The 15,476-nt window shown below is 53.2% G+C and carries 17 protein-coding genes; 14 read left to right on the top strand and 3 right to left on the bottom strand.

Features of this window, described 5'->3' with window-relative positions; genetic code table 11:
* Window positions 1–169 precede the first annotated feature (169 nt).
* The 12 genes from nthA to HA50_RS25230 all read left to right on the top strand — a co-directional run bounded on the left by nthA (window position 170) and on the right by HA50_RS25230 (window position 11,523).
* Window positions 170–778: a nitrile hydratase subunit alpha gene (nthA, locus tag HA50_RS25280; protein ID WP_139811034.1), complete on the top strand. Its 609-nt coding sequence runs from the start codon at window positions 170–172 to the stop codon at window positions 776–778.
* A gap of 10 nt (window positions 779–788) precedes the next feature.
* On the top strand, window positions 789–1,106 hold the full coding sequence (locus HA50_RS32045) for an SH3-like domain-containing protein (RefSeq protein WP_276329381.1): 318 nt from the start codon (window positions 789–791) through the stop codon (window positions 1,104–1,106).
* Window positions 1,103–1,456, top strand: a complete 354-nt coding sequence (locus HA50_RS32040) for an SH3-like domain-containing protein (protein ID WP_276329380.1) — start codon at window positions 1,103–1,105, stop codon at window positions 1,454–1,456. Before HA50_RS32045 ends, HA50_RS32040 begins: the two co-directional genes overlap by 4 nt.
* An 11-nt stretch (window positions 1,457–1,467) precedes the next feature.
* Complete coding sequence (locus HA50_RS25270; protein ID WP_084879547.1) at window positions 1,468–1,953, top strand: nitrile hydratase accessory protein; 486 nt, start codon at window positions 1,468–1,470, stop codon at window positions 1,951–1,953.
* 67 nt (window positions 1,954–2,020) lie between these two features.
* Window positions 2,021–3,049: a HoxN/HupN/NixA family nickel/cobalt transporter gene (locus tag HA50_RS25265; protein WP_084879546.1), complete on the top strand. Its 1,029-nt coding sequence runs from the start codon at window positions 2,021–2,023 to the stop codon at window positions 3,047–3,049.
* 124 nt (window positions 3,050–3,173) lie between these two features.
* The gene (locus HA50_RS25260) at window positions 3,174–4,133 is read left to right on the top strand and encodes an ABC transporter permease (protein WP_158087439.1); all 960 of its coding nucleotides are present in this window, start codon (window positions 3,174–3,176) and stop codon (window positions 4,131–4,133) included.
* The gene (locus tag HA50_RS25255) at window positions 4,130–5,161 is read left to right on the top strand and encodes an ABC transporter permease (protein ID WP_084879544.1); all 1,032 of its coding nucleotides are present in this window, start codon (window positions 4,130–4,132) and stop codon (window positions 5,159–5,161) included. The genes HA50_RS25260 and HA50_RS25255 overlap by 4 nt, the downstream gene beginning before the upstream one ends.
* 42 nt (window positions 5,162–5,203) lie before the next feature.
* Complete coding sequence (locus HA50_RS25250; protein ID WP_084879543.1) at window positions 5,204–6,427, top strand: sugar ABC transporter substrate-binding protein; 1,224 nt, start codon at window positions 5,204–5,206, stop codon at window positions 6,425–6,427.
* A gap of 54 nt (window positions 6,428–6,481) precedes the next feature.
* Window positions 6,482–8,002 (top strand): sugar ABC transporter ATP-binding protein, encoded by a 1,521-nt coding sequence (locus tag HA50_RS25245; protein WP_084879542.1) that lies wholly within the window; start codon window positions 6,482–6,484, stop codon window positions 8,000–8,002.
* A 145-nt stretch (window positions 8,003–8,147) separates the two neighbouring features.
* Window positions 8,148–9,122: an alpha/beta hydrolase gene (locus HA50_RS25240; RefSeq protein WP_208617341.1), complete on the top strand. Its 975-nt coding sequence runs from the start codon at window positions 8,148–8,150 to the stop codon at window positions 9,120–9,122.
* A gap of 361 nt (window positions 9,123–9,483) precedes the next feature.
* Window positions 9,484–10,467 carry a DUF1852 domain-containing protein gene (locus tag HA50_RS25235; protein WP_084879541.1) on the top strand — a complete coding sequence of 328 codons (984 nt, stop codon included), beginning with the start codon at window positions 9,484–9,486 and terminating at the stop codon, window positions 10,465–10,467.
* A 27-nt stretch (window positions 10,468–10,494) separates the two neighbouring features.
* Window positions 10,495–11,523, top strand: coding sequence for a methionine synthase (locus tag HA50_RS25230; protein ID WP_084879540.1), 1,029 nt, complete (start codon window positions 10,495–10,497; stop codon window positions 11,521–11,523).
* A gap of 75 nt (window positions 11,524–11,598) precedes the next feature.
* Here the strand turns inward: HA50_RS25230 and HA50_RS25225 are convergent, their stop codons facing one another.
* From HA50_RS25225 to HA50_RS25215, 3 genes are all read right to left on the bottom strand, one after another.
* Entirely contained in the window at window positions 11,599–12,429 is an 831-nt protein-coding gene (locus HA50_RS25225; protein WP_084879539.1) for an oxidoreductase, read from the bottom strand.
* Window positions 12,430–12,509: 80 nt separating this feature from the next.
* Window positions 12,510–13,187 (bottom strand): NAD(P)H-binding protein, encoded by a 678-nt coding sequence (locus HA50_RS25220; RefSeq protein WP_244193673.1) that lies wholly within the window; start codon window positions 13,185–13,187, stop codon window positions 12,510–12,512.
* An 11-nt stretch (window positions 13,188–13,198) separates the two neighbouring features.
* On the bottom strand, window positions 13,199–14,209 hold the full coding sequence (locus HA50_RS25215; RefSeq protein ID WP_084879538.1) for a helix-turn-helix domain-containing protein: 1,011 nt from the start codon (window positions 14,207–14,209) through the stop codon (window positions 13,199–13,201).
* Window positions 14,210–14,405: 196 nt separating this feature from the next.
* Here HA50_RS25215 and HA50_RS25210 point away from each other — a divergent pair, with 196 nt between their 5' ends.
* Together HA50_RS25210 and HA50_RS25205 are read left to right on the top strand one after the other, a co-directional pair.
* Window positions 14,406–14,723 carry an ArsR/SmtB family transcription factor gene (locus tag HA50_RS25210; RefSeq protein ID WP_084879537.1) on the top strand — a complete coding sequence of 106 codons (318 nt, stop codon included), beginning with the start codon at window positions 14,406–14,408 and terminating at the stop codon, window positions 14,721–14,723.
* Window positions 14,720–15,247, top strand: coding sequence for a rhodanese family protein (locus tag HA50_RS25205; protein WP_084879536.1), 528 nt, complete (start codon window positions 14,720–14,722; stop codon window positions 15,245–15,247). The genes HA50_RS25210 and HA50_RS25205 overlap by 4 nt, the downstream gene beginning before the upstream one ends.
* Window positions 15,248–15,476 lie beyond the last annotated feature (229 nt).

Here is a 15,476-nt window from a genome sequence, read left to right as displayed (position 1 = left end):
ATTGCTGCTTTTTTAATATTATCGTTCGCCTGCTTCATAAATAATCTGACAATGGCAAAGATGCCCCTGTAGCTCGCAAGAGCTTAGGGGCTTTTTTTTTGCGAAAAATAATCCCACGCCAGTGAAATGGTTCACGGATTGCGTTACCAACAGAAAATGAGGAAAGACAATGAGCACTATCACCGAGCCCACAACACCCCCGAATATTCCGACGCTGCGGATTAAGGCAATTCAGTCGTTATTAATTGAGAAGGGCTACATCCAGGCGGACGCTGTCGATGAAATCATTGATATTTTTGAACATCGTTTTGGCCCGAAAAACGGTGCAAAAGTGGTGGCGAAGGCCTGGACCGACCCGGACTATAAACAGCGCCTGCTGACCGATGCCACCGCCGCCATTGCCGAACTCGGTTTCACCGGCCTGGAAGGCGCGCATATGTATGTCGCTGAGAATACCGCGGACGTCCATAACATGGTGGTGTGTACGCTGTGCTCCTGCTATCCGTGGCCCACCCTTGGCCTGCCGCCAACCTGGTACAAAGCCCCGCAATATCGCTCCCGCGCCGTGATCGAACCGCGCAGCGTGCTGGCGGAATTTGGCGTCACCCTGCCTGCCAACGTCGAAATCCGCGTCTGGGACAGCAATGCCGAGATTCGCTATATGGTGCTGCCCCAGCGCCCCAGCGGCAGTGAACATTTAACCGAAGCGGAGCTGGCAGAGCTGGTCACCCGCAACGCCATGATTGGCACCGATCTTTTACCTGCAGTGCAATCCTGAGGAGATCCTGATGAATTCGATTCATGACGTTGGCGGTATGCATAACCTCGGGCCGATCCAGATCGACCTCAACGAGCCGGTATTCAAAGCGGAATGGGAAAAACAGGTGTTTTCCACCATCGGCCTCTATTTTGCCGGTGGACTGTGCCCGATTGATGAGTTTCGTCACGCTATTGAAGTGATGGACCCCAGCGAATACCTCAGCACCCCTTATTACGTGCACTGGTATCACGCCATGGAAACCCTCGGTATCGAAAACGGCCTCTTCACGCTGGATGAGCTGGAAGCCAAAGTGAAACAACTCGCCGCTCAGGAGACACAGGCATGAATATTTTAGAGAAAGATCAGGTCTATGCCGCAGTGAAAACCAACCCGGTGTATGTGCGTGACACCGCCCTGCCGGTACGTTTTGCACCCGGTGATAGCGTGCGGGCGAAAAATATCCACCCGATCGGCCACACCCGTTTACCGCGTTATGTTCGCGGACGTAGCGGGACCATCGTGCAATATCACGGTTCGTTCGTATTCCCGGACACCTATGCCCACGGCAAAGGCGAAAAACCGCAGCATCTGTACAGCGTCCGTTTTGAAGCGGAAGAGTTATGGGGAGACGCGGCAACCGAAGGTTCTGCGGTCTACCTCGACCTGTGGGATGACTACATCGAGCCAGTGGCCTGAGGAGCATAGTTATGACGTTAATGTCGATGACACTGGCCCCACAGGCGGCCACGGAAGAACCTGAAATGGCGTTCGGCGAACCCTGGCAGGCGGAAGCCTTCGCCACCGCGCTGCAACTGTCGCAAAACGGGGTTTATTCATGGAGTGAGTGGGTTGAAGCCTTTGCCACCACCATCCGCGAGCAACCGCAGCAGCCAGGGGAAAGTTTAGGCGAAGCCTATTATCGCCAGTGGCTGACCACGCTGGAAATGATGTTGCAGCACAAAGCGCTGGTCAGCGAACAGGATGTGGAGGATCGCCAGGCGCTGTGGCATCTGGCTTATCTGCATACTCCGCACGGGCAGCCGGTGCAGCTCGATCGGGTGGCGCACATTATCGATCCCTGCTCAACGCTGCAAGGCGTGCAGAACGATCATGACCATCACCACCATCATCATCACCATGGGCACCTTCATGGCATCCCAACGCCGATCACTATCGTGCCGGGAAGTCGTTAACATTCGGAGCCGCCATGTCTGGCGGCCTTCCCTGCCATGTTGATACCACAATTTACAGGTGATACCGATGAATACAGCTCTATCGTCAACGCGTCTGAAAGGTCTGTGCTGGGGCATTGTTGTTGTCAATATTCTAGCCTGGTGCTGGGCATGGGTTGAGTTTCGCACGCAACCCACGCTAATGGGCACCGCGCTGTTAGCCTATATGTTTGGCCTGCGCCATGCCGTGGACGCCGACCATATCGCGGCTATCGATAACGCAACGCGCAAACTGTTACAGGAAGGACGCTCAGCCGAAAGCGCCGGTGCGTTCTTTTCACTGGGTCACGCTGCCGTGGTCATCATCAGCTGCTTATTCGTGGCATTAACCGCCAGCGCACTGGATAAGGCGTTGGGTGATGCGAAGGAAATTGGCAGCCTGATCAGCACCCTGGCATCTGCCGGATTTATGCTGGTGCTGGCCTTCGCCAATCTGTCGATTTTGCTGTCCGTGTGGAAAACCTTCCGCCAGGCCAAAAATGGCGGCACCGTGGTCGCGGATGACCTGGACATGTTGCTGAACCGTCGTGGCTTGCTGGCACGCCTGTTCCGACCGCTGTTCCGGTTGGTTTCCCGCAGCTGGCATTTGTTTCCTATCGGCTTTCTCTTCGGTATCGGCTTTGATACCGCCACGGAAATCGCCCTGTTTGGCCTCTCCTCGGCACAGGCGGTGGGCGGGATCTCCTTCGCCAGCATCATGGTGATGCCCGCACTGTTTACCGCCGGGATGCTGCTGGTGGATACGCTGGACGGGATTCTGATGGTGCGGGTTTATCGCTGGGCCTTTGTCCGCCCGATCCGCAAGCTGTATTACAACCTGACCATTACCATGATGTCGGTTGTGGTGGCCTTTTTTATCGGTGGGATCGAGGTGCTGAGTTTGCTGTCAGACAAGATGGCGTTTACCGGCCTCTTCTGGCGCGATGTGCAGGCCCTGACCGATCACTTCAATACGCTTGGCTACGCCATTATTGCCCTGTTCCTGATTAGCTGGGGGGTCTCCGCCCTGATTTACCGCCTGAAACGCTATGACGAAGTCGATGTTAACTTCGAATAGCCGCGACGCGGGCCTGCTGTCACGCAACGGGTAATTCACATCTTCGCCGTTATCTAAAGGATATTCGGAAATGAGTTCACTCTCGTCGGGTCTTGATCCCAGGACCCCAGGCTCCCCTCGGCCTGTGAAAAGAGGTTTGACCGCCCCCAACGGTGCCGTGCTGGCCGTGGTGTTGTATGTGCTGATGTATCTGTTGTACGGCTGGTCCGAACCCGATGCCTTTAGCGCTTACGCGATTGGCAATCTGGTGAATAACGCGGCTCCGCTGGCGCTGGCCGCCGCCGGGCAAACGCTGGTGGTGCTGGCCAAAGGCTTCGATTTATCGCTGGTTGGCGTGATTTCGATAGCCAATGTTCTGACCGCCGTCTTCCCGTTTGAGGGACCGCTCGGTGCTTGCTTCAGCCTGGCCATGTGTCTCGCCGCAGGAGCGCTGATTGGGCTGGTGAACGGTTATCTGGTGGCGTGGCACGGTGTGCAGAGCATTGCGGCCACCCTTGGCACCATGATTGTGGCGCAGGGTATCGCCCTGCTGCTGCTGCCGGTACCGGGCGGCAGCGTGTCGGCGTTTATCAGCGACACGCTAACCGATTCCCTGTGGCAGGTCTTGCCGATCTCGGGCCTGTTTCTGCTGGCTTTCGCCCTGATCTGGCTGGTGATCAAACGCACCGATACCGGTACCGCCATCTATGCCATCGGCGCAGATGAAACCGCCGCAGGTCTCTCTGGTGTCGCGGTGCGCTGGACCCGTTGCAAAGCCTTCATTCTGGCGGGCTGTTTCTATGGCGCGGCCGGTTTTATGCTCAGCGCGCAAACCGCGACCGGCGATCCCAATGCCGGGCAACCGTTCCTGCTGCTGTCCTTTGCGGCGGTGGCGCTGGGTGGCACCAGCCTGAGCGGGGGTCGCGGTGGCGCGTTTGGCTCGATGGTGGGCGCGGCGGTGCTGCTGCTGATGCAAAAAATGTTGTTCGCACTCGGCGTCTCCTCGTTCTATATCGGGTTTTTCCAGGGCGTGCTGCTGATCCTGTCGATTGTCTCCAGCCATTTACTTAACCGACGTGCGACCAAAAAAGGAGCACCGGTATGAACAAAGCAACCTTAGCCAGCGCGGAGATCAACCGCGACGATCGCCGCAGCGGTAGCCGTCTGAATGCCGATTTCATTGCGCCGGTGCTGTTATTACTGCTGACCGTGGTGATGATTCTCGCCTCACGCCTGATAAGCCCGGCCCTTGGTTCCTGGTCGCAGGTGATGATGATTATCACCCTCGCCTCCTTTTTACTGGTGGTGGCTTTTGGACAGGGACTGGTGATTCTGTCCGGGGGCATGGACCTCTCTGTTGCCTCGTTATTTATGTATGGCGGTGTGATGGCCGCAGGCATGATTGGCGAGAATGGCAGCAATACGCTGTGGATGCTGCCGTTAATTCTGCTCTCTGCCGCCGCGATTGGTGCTATCAGCGGCCTGGGCATTACGCTGTTACGCATCCCGCCGTTCATTATGACGATGGGGTCCGGCATCATCGTGGCTTCACTGGCGCTGGGGGCAAGCGGTGGCAGTACCCTCGGTGCTTCGCCCCCGCTGCTGTCGGCCGTGGTAAAAGGCAGCCTGTTCGGTATCCCCGGTATTTTGCTGTTCTTTATCGTGTTCAGCCTGCTGGCGCTGCTGCTCCAGTCACGCACCCTGTTTGGTCGCCAGCTGTATGCACTGGGTGGCAATGCGCGCGCCGCCGCCATCAGCGGGATTCCGGTGGGCAAGGTGACGGTGCTGGCGTATGCCCTGAGTGGCTTATGCGCGGCACTGGGTGGCGCACTGCTGACCGGGTATTCCGATGGTGCCACGTTACGTATGGGCGATCCCTATTTGCTGCCCTCAATTGCCGCCGTAGTGGTAGGCGGATCCTCCATCCTTGGTGGCAAAGGAACCTTTATCGGTACGCTGGCGGGTGCGTTGTTTTTAACTACCGTTGATTCGGTGATTGCTGCGACCGGATTAGATCAGGGCTGGCGATTAATTGTGTCTGGCTTAATTATCCTGCTGGCGCTGTTATTTCAGTCCGGATCCATTAATTCTATTTTAATTTTATCAAAGAAAATCGGTGCCTTTTCCAAATAAATGTAATACCTGAACGCTAACATTCTATTTTCTGGAGTCACTATGTCCTTTCAAACACGTGTAAAAAAATACGCGGCGTTAGCCTGCGCCTGCATGCTGATGGCCGGAACGGTTTCCGCTGTTCACGCCGATGAAGCACCGAAGAAATACAAAATATTTCTCAGCTTAAGCTATAGCGGAAATAACTGGATGAGCGAAACCGCAAACATCATTAAATCACTAGCCAAAACGCCACCTTACGACAAGATGGTGGACCTGACCGAGGTGATTTCTGGCACCGATCCCCAGGCACAGATTTCCGCCTATGAAAGTATGATTGCGGCAAAAGCGGATGGCATTATTAGTTTTCCAATTTCTCCCACCGCATTAAACCGGGTTATTCGCCGTGGTTGTAGCCAGGGGGTGAAATTCTTTATGTTTGACTCCACCGTCACCGAGAAATGCGCCTATAACGTCAGCTATATTTCGGCAGGTGCGGGGGAAAACATGGCTCAGGAACTGGTCAATGAATTAGGCGGTAAAGGAAAAATATTTATGAACCGTGGTGTGCCTGGTACCTCGGTGGATAAACGTCATTACGATGGCGCGATGCATATTTTTAAACAGTATCCGGGCATCCAGATTGTCTCTGAATATTATGGTTACTGGGACGATCGTATTAGTCAGCGCGAAACCGCGAAAGCGCTTGCCGCCCATCCTGATGTCAATGGTATCTGGTCAGAATTGGGTGAAGCCGGGGTGCTGAACGCCGTGGCAGATCGTAAAGGCAAGATGATCCCGATTATGGGCGAGAATATGAACGGGTTTCGCTTAGGCTTCCTGAATGCGGATTATCGCCAACGCGGGCTGAGCGGCGTATCTGCGGGTTCTCCACCAGCCACCGCCGGTTATGCTTTCAAACTGATGATGGAAGTTCTCACCGGTAAGCGCAATCTGCCGCCGACCAATATCGAATATCCATTGCCGTGGGTTACCGCCGATCAGGTCAAAATGTGTCAGGACGGAAAAATCACCGAGGGTTGTAATGTGTTCCCGGCCAATATGGTGCCGGAAGGGTTCTCCGCCGAAATCTATAACCCGGTGTATTTGCCTGAAGTTTCTCTCGATTCGGCGTTGAAAGGCATTCCGACGCCGGGCACCACTATCCAGCCCCTGCCCGCCGAGATTGTGAAGGCCGCCGATGAACCGGGGATCAACTGTGATCGCTGCCAGGCCGCACCGGATGAATACAAGCTCACCAAAGTGAAGCCCACCGTCACCCCATAATTTTGCCTGACGTCGCCCGATGGTCTGCTGCCATCGGGCGACAGGAGATGCACCATGCAACATGCCATGCCACAAGGCGTTCACCTTTCATCTGTCGCCAAATCCTATGGCCCGACCGTCGCGCTGGAGGAAGTCAGCATGACGCTCCAGCCGGGTCAGGTGCAGGCTATTCTCGGTGAAAACGGTGCCGGAAAATCCACGCTGGTGAAAATCCTCTCCGGCGTGGTGGCCCCCAATAGCGGAGCCATGACGATGGATGGCGAGACTTACGCGCCGCATTCCCTCCAGCACGCCCGCAGACTCGGGGTCAGCACCGCATTTCAGGAACTGAGCCTGTTACCCAATCTCAGCGTGGCGCAGAATTTTTTTCTGCCCCATGCGCCGAAGAATGCATTTGGCCTGCCCGCGCGCAAACGCATGCAACAGGAAACCGAAACCATTCTTAATCAACATGATATCTTCGATATCTCGCCGCAGGCCAACGTCGAAAGCCTGTCATTAGCGGCGCGTCAGCGACTGGAGATCGTGCGTGCGATGCACCTCAATCCCCGCTTGTTGATCCTCGATGAACCGACCGGGGCGCTGGCCGATGTGGAGTGGTTATTTCGTCTGATACGCCGCCTGACGCAACAGGGCAGTTCAGTGCTGTATATCTCGCATCGTCTGGCTGAAATTCGCGCCATTGCCAGCCATGCCACAGTGCTACGCAGCGGAAAAAGTATCGAAACCGTCGATTTATCCGCCGTCAGCAATGACGATATTTTCGCCCTGATGGTAGGCCGCCGATCCAGCCAGCGCTCGACCGCCCGCCGTCAAACCGCCATCGCAGCGCACCTCCCCCGCCTGGTGACCAATGACCTGAGTGGCAGTGCCTTTGCGGATGTCTCGCTGGAACTCCATCAGGGCGAGATACTGGGCGTGGCAGCCCTTGAAGGACAAGGGCAGCGGGAATTATTTCGTACCCTTGCGGGTCTGATGAAACCCGGCAGCGGGCAAATGCAACTGGATGGGCATGTGGTTAATTTACGCCATTCCCGTGAAGCGCTGAATTTGCATAGCGGCATTGCCTTTGTGCCGGAAGACCGTAAAAGCGAAGGGATTTTCCCCACCCTGTCCACCGCTGCCAATGTGACGCCTTCCGTGCTGTCGCGATTTACCCGGCTGGGCCTGATTAAACGCGATGCCGAAGACGAGGCGATTGGTCGCGTCGCCCCGCGCGTGGAGCTCAGCCCACGTTATCTCAATTTTAAAATTGGCACCCTGTCCGGCGGCAATCAGCAAAAAGCACTGATTGCGCGGGCGCTGCTGTCCGGGGCGAAAACCTTACTGTTATTCGACCCAACGCGTGGTGTCGATGTCGGGACGAAAGAAGTTATCTATCAGGCGATTCGTCAGTTTGTGGAGGATGGCGGTTCGGTGCTGGTTTACTCCACCGACCTGCCCGAATTACAGGCGCTGGTTGATCGCTGTCTGGTGATGTACCACGGTCGCGTTGTCGCGATGCTGGAACAACAGGATATGGATGAGAACCGGATGGTGGGTTTGATGACCGGGAATGATGTGGGGGTGCATTAAGGCCTTAAAACACGGGCTGGCTCCACTCTACGGGGCCAGTCTGACTTAATCATGAGTGATAGTACTCACGGTCCGTGAATATATCCCGCCTGAGCGATCTGACTTTTCTACACTTTTCATTGCGTCCTTAACATGAGGTCATTATATGAACAGTTATGTATTAAGCGTCAGAATGAAAATGGCGGGAGATGTCTTCGGCAACCAGGTGGGTGGGGCAACTTATCTGGAAGTACCTGATACGGCTACCGTTCCATTGCCGTCCCATTCGGCTGGTACGGCTCAGCAATGGATGACGAAAGTGCTGCAAATAGCCAAGCCAGACAACGTTCCGGAACACAAACGCGATATTGTCTTCTTTGTGCACGGTTATAACACCTCCCCCGAAGAGGCCTTAAAGCGCCAGCGACTCGCCGAGTTAAAGCTGAATGAACACAAATTCAATTGCATGGTTATTGGATTCGACTGGCCCTCAAACGAAAAGCCTCAGGATTATCTGTCAGACCGTGGGGATGCATTGGATACTGCTCCAGTTCTGGTGAGAGGCGGCATTATCCCCTTCACCATTTTTTCTAAAAAAGATTGTCCGGTAAACGTTCATATTATGGCTCATTCAATGGGCGCGTTTGTGGTGCGGGAGGCATTCCGGCATGTCGATAAAGTGCGTGATTCAGACCTGGCAAACGACTGGCGAATCGGGCAGATCGCGCTCTTTGCCGCAGATATCTCCTCCAGCTGTTTCGCAGCAAATAATGCAGACATGCTACCCGTCTTCAATCACTGCGGGCGGCTGACCAATTATTACAGCGGTTTTGACGAGGCGCTGGCCGCCTCTAATATCAAGAATATCGATTTAAGTTCGCGCGTGGGACGGGTGGGAATGCCAGTGGATACTCCCGTCCCGAACAAAGCGGTGGACGTAGACTGCGGGGCACGCTATCAGGCTATCCCCGATCCTAAACTCAAAATACTCGATGGCATGGAGTCTCATTCCTGGTACCTGGAAGACGAAGTCTGGTACAAGGATCTGGCGCAGACCCTTAGCGGAAGCACCGACAGAAATTACATCACCTCTCGCCATGCGAAAAATGGCTCGAATGACTTTGAGCTCAACATTGATTGAGCCACTGCATACCTTGTTTCCAGCATTGATTGAAAGACTACATGGCTGAATTGACTTATCTACCCAGCACCCGGTTCACACCTCACAGTGGAACATAAAGGCTCTGCGGAGCCTTTCTCCATCATCCGCCAGGCATCGGCCACAACGCCACTGCTGGCCGTGCGCCAGAACATGAAGATGACTCATGTTCCATTGAAATTTAATCACTTTTCCTCATACAACTCTTCTGGCATAAAAGATGCATTATTAACTTCTAAACAATATAAAGACAACTGATTGAGAACGCCCACAACAAGATTAGGTAACAGTTAAAAGACAAAAAAATCAGGCTTTATATTGGAAACCAGGATGCCAGATCACCATGAATAAGCATTTTTCATTTACGGTTAAAAGCCTTCGTTTCGACGAAAACTATAACCCTTCCCAAAACACTCGCATCACCACCAACTTTGCTAATCTGGCCAGAGGGGATAAACGTCAGGAAAACCTGCGCAACGCCCTGGTGATGATTGACAATCGTTTCAATTCTCTGGCGCATTGGGATAACCCTAATGGCGATCGTTATGCTGTCGAGCTGGACATCATTTCTGCCGAATTGAATATTAACCTCGAAGGCCATGGCAACGCCTTCCCGGTGATTGAAATCCTGAAAACCAATATCGTTGATAAAAAAACTAACCAACGTATTGCAGGTATTGTCGGGAATAACTTCTCCTCCTACGTGCGCGATTATGACTTTAGCGTCGTATTGCCTGAGCACAATAAAAACCAATCCGGATTCGCCACGCCAGAAAACTTTGGCGATCTGCATGGCAACATCTTTAAGCAGTTCGTTAATTCAGACGCTTATAAAGAGAACTTTACTAAGCCACCGGTTATCTGCCTGAGTGTTTCCAGTAAAAACATCTATCGTCAGACGGGAAATCAACATCCGGTATTGGGCATCGAATACCAGCAAGATGAACTCTCCCTGACCGATCATTATTTCGCAAAAATGGGCTTGCAGGCACGTTATTTTATGCCACCGAATAGTGCTGCGCCTTTGGCATTCTATTTTTCTGGCGATTTGCTCAGTGATTACTCGAATCTTGAACTGATCAGTACCATCAGCACGATGGAGACTTTTCAAAAGATTTACCGCCCTGAAATTTACAACGCGAATTCGGCAGCAGGACAATGCTATCAGCCAAACCTGAAGCACCCGGATTATTCATTAACCCGCATTGTTTATGATCGAGAAGAACGTAGCCAGCTGGCTATTGAGCAGGGAAAGTTTACTGAAGAGAACTTCATCAAACCATATCAAACTGTGCTTGAGCAATGGTCTGCTACTGCCGTTCTTTGATTAACTTAAAATAAAAGGTCACCTGTGATGAAAAAGTTATTACCCACTTCAACTGCCGGCAGCTTACCCAAACCGTCCTGGCTGGCACAGCCAGAGACACTGTGGTCCCCCTGGAAATTAGAGGGTGAGGAATTAATTGACGGTAAACAAGATGCTCTGCGTTTGTGCCTGGAGGATCAACTCAAGGCCGGTATTGATATTGTCAGTGATGGCGAGCAAACACGTCAGCATTTTGTCACGACCTTTATCGAACACCTCAGCGGCGTTGATTTTGAAAAACGTGAGATCGTTAAAATTCGTAATCGCTACGATGCGAGCGTACCCAGCGTTGTGGGTGAAGTGGCGCGCCAGAAGCCAGTATTTGTGGAAGATGCCAAATTTTTGCGTCAGCAAACCACTCAGCCGATTAAATGGGCGCTGCCAGGCCCAATGACGATGATTGATACCCTCTATGATGGTCATTATAAAAGTCGCGAAAAACTCGCCTGGGAATTCGCCAAAATTCTTAATCAGGAAGCCCGCGAATTAGAAGCTGCCGGTGTCGATATTATCCAGTTTGATGAGCCTGCATTTAATGTTTTCTTTGATGAGGTGAATGACTGGGGGATTGCTGCCCTGGAAAAAGCCATTGAAGGGCTTAAATGTGAAACGGCTGTGCATATTTGCTATGGCTATGGCATCAAAGCCAATACCGACTGGAAAAAGACGCTGGGGACCGAGTGGCGTCAATATGAAGAAGTGTTCCCCAAACTGCAAAAATCGGCTATCGATATCATTTCACTGGAATGTCACAACTCTCGCGTGCCAATGGATCTCATTGAGCTTATTCGCGGTAAAAAAGTGATGGTTGGTGCCATTGATGTGGCAACCAATACCATTGAAACAGCGGAAGAAGTGGCTAATACCATCCGCAATGCATTGAAGTTTGTTGACGCCGACAAACTCTATCCCTCTACCAACTGCGGCATGACGCCTTTATCTCGCCGGGTCGCCAGAGGCAAGCTGAATGCGTTAAGTGCTGGCGCAGAAATCGTGCGCAGAGAACTGCTGGGCTAACATAGCCGGACAGATGAAGAAAACTCAGTCCGGGGTGAGCGATATGATGCAACCGGACTGGGTCGTAATGTTACGTCAACGGGTTTGACTGAGAATGATGCGGTCGAATAGACGGTCACCCAGCCAGACGCGCATACGGATCAACATTTTGGCAAATTTACCGGCCGCATAGCGTGTGCGTGGGTTGCTGCTGTTAACCGCGCGTGAGACCACCTCGGCGATAAGGTTTGGATCGCTGCCTTTACCCTGTCCGTATGTGTTTTTTATCGACATAGCCACCATCTTCACCAGTTGACCATAGGGCCCACTGGCCGAACGTTTGACGATACTGTCACTGGCGGCATCACCGAAGCCCGTCTCTATTATTCCCGGTTCAACGATCACCACCTTTATGCCGAACTGAGCGACTTCCAGACGCAGGCAGTCTGACCATCCTTCCAGTGCGTGTTTGGTTGCGTGATACCAGGCACCCAGGATGCTGTACATCTTTCCGCCCATCGAGGTGATGTTGATAATGTGCCCGCTGCGTCTGGCGCGCATCGCCGGGAGCAGCAGCTGTGTGAGCCGTGCTGCACCGAACACATTCACCTCAAACTGATAGCGAGCCTCATCAATACCGATCTCTTCTACCGGCCCATACAGGCCAAAACCGGCATTGTTGACCAGCACATCGACACCGCCTGTCTGCGCCAGAATGGTATTTACGCCGGAGACAATCTCTTCATCTTTGGAAATATCCATCCGCAGTGGCTGTGCTCCGAGCTGAGCCAGATCAGCCATTTTCCCGACACTACGGGCAGCCACGTAGACCTGATAACCCTCCTGTATCAGACGGAGAGCAATGGCCTTGCCCATGCCTGACGATGCGCCGGTAACCAGCGCGGTTTTCTTTTCCTGAGTAAACATAGGCACCTCGTTAAGTGAACTGTCCCCAGTTTGCCTCAACAGAGACCTGATCTAACTCGCACAACGCGCCAGAGCGCTTGCTAAACGTGCCCGGATTTCCCCAGTTTGATCATCTGGTCAGAAGCCAGCACAACAACACCCGTTGTGGTGGGGACCTGCTGCGCCAGCGCCCGGGCAACAGCCAGTGCCTCGATAGGTTTGTAAGCGGCGGGCAGAATCGGAGATACCAGCCTGGCGAGCGGTATGGAAATCAGTTCTCCCAGGCGTACTGGCTGCCCCAACCCATGACGGGAGTCCAGCAGCAAAGAAGGTTGTGCAATCACCAGCGTGGTGAACGGCATGGCTCTGAGCGCCTGTTCCAGCTCACCCTTCACGCGAGTATAAAACATGGATGATTGCGCATTGGCACCACCCGCACTGACCAGCCCTACCCGGCTTACGCCTGCTGAAAGTGCCGCCCTGGCAACCGCCATATTGGCATCGAAATCAACCGCCCGGAACGCCTCCCGGCTCCCCGCGACTTTAATCGTTGTTCCCAGAGCAAGGTAGGCTTCATCCGCACGGGGCAATTGCGGCAAAGAAGCAAAATCGACCAGGTGGACGGTTAACTTTGGGTGGCTGATTGCCGGCGGTTTCCGGCTCAGCGCATGGACCTGTGCAACATCCGGATCATTCAGCAAAATTTGCAGCAGCTTGCCACCCACCAGGCCGGTAGCGCCCGCAAGTAGCACAACGCGTTTTGTTTCTGACATCATCATCGTGTTCTCTTTTAATTGAGACGCAGGGTTCCCCTGACAGTTTCCGGAGTCTGGCCAGTCCAGGCCATAAATGCCCGGTAGAATGAGTTCGGGTCTTCAAAGCCCAGCAGGAACGCAATCTCGTAGCCGGATAAACTGGTATTGCACAGATAATGGCGGGCCAGATTTTCCCGACAGCCGTTGATCAGGGTGCGGAAATTTTCCCCTTCCTCCTCAAGCCTGCGCTGAAGGGTACGCTTGCTCAACCCCAGGCGTTCGGCAGTTTTCTCGATAGTCGCTTCGTTAGCCGGCAGCAACTCCAGAAGGACTGCACGCACGCGTTCTGCGGTTGAAGCCGCTTCACCTAACTGACTGAGACGACGTCGCAGCTCAGGCTCAAATACCTGCCACATGCCTTCATTCACCGTCAAAAATGGTCGAAGTGCATCCGTGGCGGAAAAACTGATGGCGGGCTTTTCACCATAATGCACAGCGATACCGAAGAAACGTGCAAAGTGGCGGGCCGGAATCCCGGAAGGAAGCTGAGGGAGCGTCACTTTCAGCGCCTGGATCGGTTCACGGGTTGCCAGCCGCAGCAGTCGCAGAAAGAAGGCAAGCTCTGCCACCTGCAGAGACAGGGGTATACCTGTCACGACCGACAACCAGCGCGGTGACACGGTCAGGACACCGCTTCGATCCACTGCCGTTTCCAGCACCATCGGCGCAATCAGCTGCTTATAGCGGGCCAGTCGTTGCATCGCCTGCATCATATTACTGCTGCACAGCGCGGCGAAAAGCGGAGGATCGAACACTTCGGTAGTGACCATTTCTATCAGCCGTAAGGGAAAAGCAACATCATTCGCTTCCGTCTCCAGTGCGCGCCAGAAACGAAAATATTCGTCAGTGTCGAGTCCGCGCTTTGTGCCTGAAAAAAGATCGTCGGGCAAACCTGCCTTACGCAATACATGTTCAGGCTGCATGCCTGCGTCTTTCAGCAGCGTTCTCCAGCCAATATCGAGAGAGAAAGTGCGGTTACGTGCCATGGTCAGATTTCCAGGAATGAATGATCTTCGAATATGAAGCGGGTTTCAGTTATCAGCATAACGTTTCAATTCGGGCAATAACATTCATAACACGCCACAGGTGTGGTAAAGCGCGCCAGGCGCTGAAATCTTTTGATTGCGTGCGGGCGCTATTTGATTTAGATTTTCCTAAATTTAGAAAATGCTAAAGTAAAAAATGAAAGAGACTCAGCTGTTCCAATTTCAGGAAAGTGCCTCGCTGGCAACCACGCTGCTTAAGTCGATGAGTAACACCAATCGGCTATTGATCCTCTGCATGCTCATTGATAAACCCGGCACTTCGGCAGGGGATTTGGCGCAATTGACCGGCTTAACGCCTTCTGCAACCTCTCAGCACCTGGCGAAAATGAAAGAAGATGGTTTGATTGAGTCTGAGAGGGTGGCGCAAAGAGTGAACTATTTCATCAAAAACGACGCGGTGAAAAAAGTCATCTCCACGTTAAAAGAGATTTACTGTCCGGAGGATTTCAAATGACGCCAGAATCGGTATCACCGCTCGAAGCCAAAAAACTGATTGATCAAGGGGCTGTGCTGATTGATATTCGGGACCGCGCTGAATATCTGCGTGAGCACATACCGCACGCGCGTTCGCTTCCGCTTACCGAGATGACAGCAGGGAAAACGGTGGAGGGGGCCGAGCAACAGCCGGTCATTTTTCATTGTCAGGCAGGAATGCGCACGGCCCAAAATGCCAGCGCGCTGATGAAAGCGGCAAGCCCTGCGCAGGCTTTACTGATGACAGGCGGCATTAACGCGTGGAAGAGCGCCCACCTCCCGACTATCGAAGACAAAAAACAACCGTTGCCTGTCATGAGGCAAGTTCAGATTGTTGCAGGCACACTGATTCTTATCGGCGTGGTATTGGGATATACCGCTGATAGCAGGCTGTTTTTACTGTCCGGCTTCGTCGGCGCAGGTTTACTGTTTGCTGGAGTGAGTGGCTTCTGTGGCATGGCGAGTTTACTGTTAAAAATGCCCTGGAACAGAACGGAGAAATAGCTATGGATTTCATTCCCCCAGGATAAATCTAAGGGGGAGCCGTCATGTTCGTATCTGGCACGAACCGGATACAGTGGATAACTGTTATGTCAGCTGTGAGCGAATTGCGGAAGTTTGCTTTAAGTGTATGCTTGAGGGTCTCTAAAAGAGAATGGTTCGTTTAAGCGGGACACTTACAACACCAACATGAGCACCACAACATAGGTGCTTCATTCATAAGTTTTTTTGA

The sequence above is a fragment of the Pantoea cypripedii genome (assembly GCF_002095535.1).
Taxonomy (GTDB): domain Bacteria; phylum Pseudomonadota; class Gammaproteobacteria; order Enterobacterales; family Enterobacteriaceae; genus Pantoea; species Pantoea cypripedii.
Note: the sequence above shows the minus strand (reverse complement) of the source record. Positions and strands in the feature narration are given on the sequence as shown.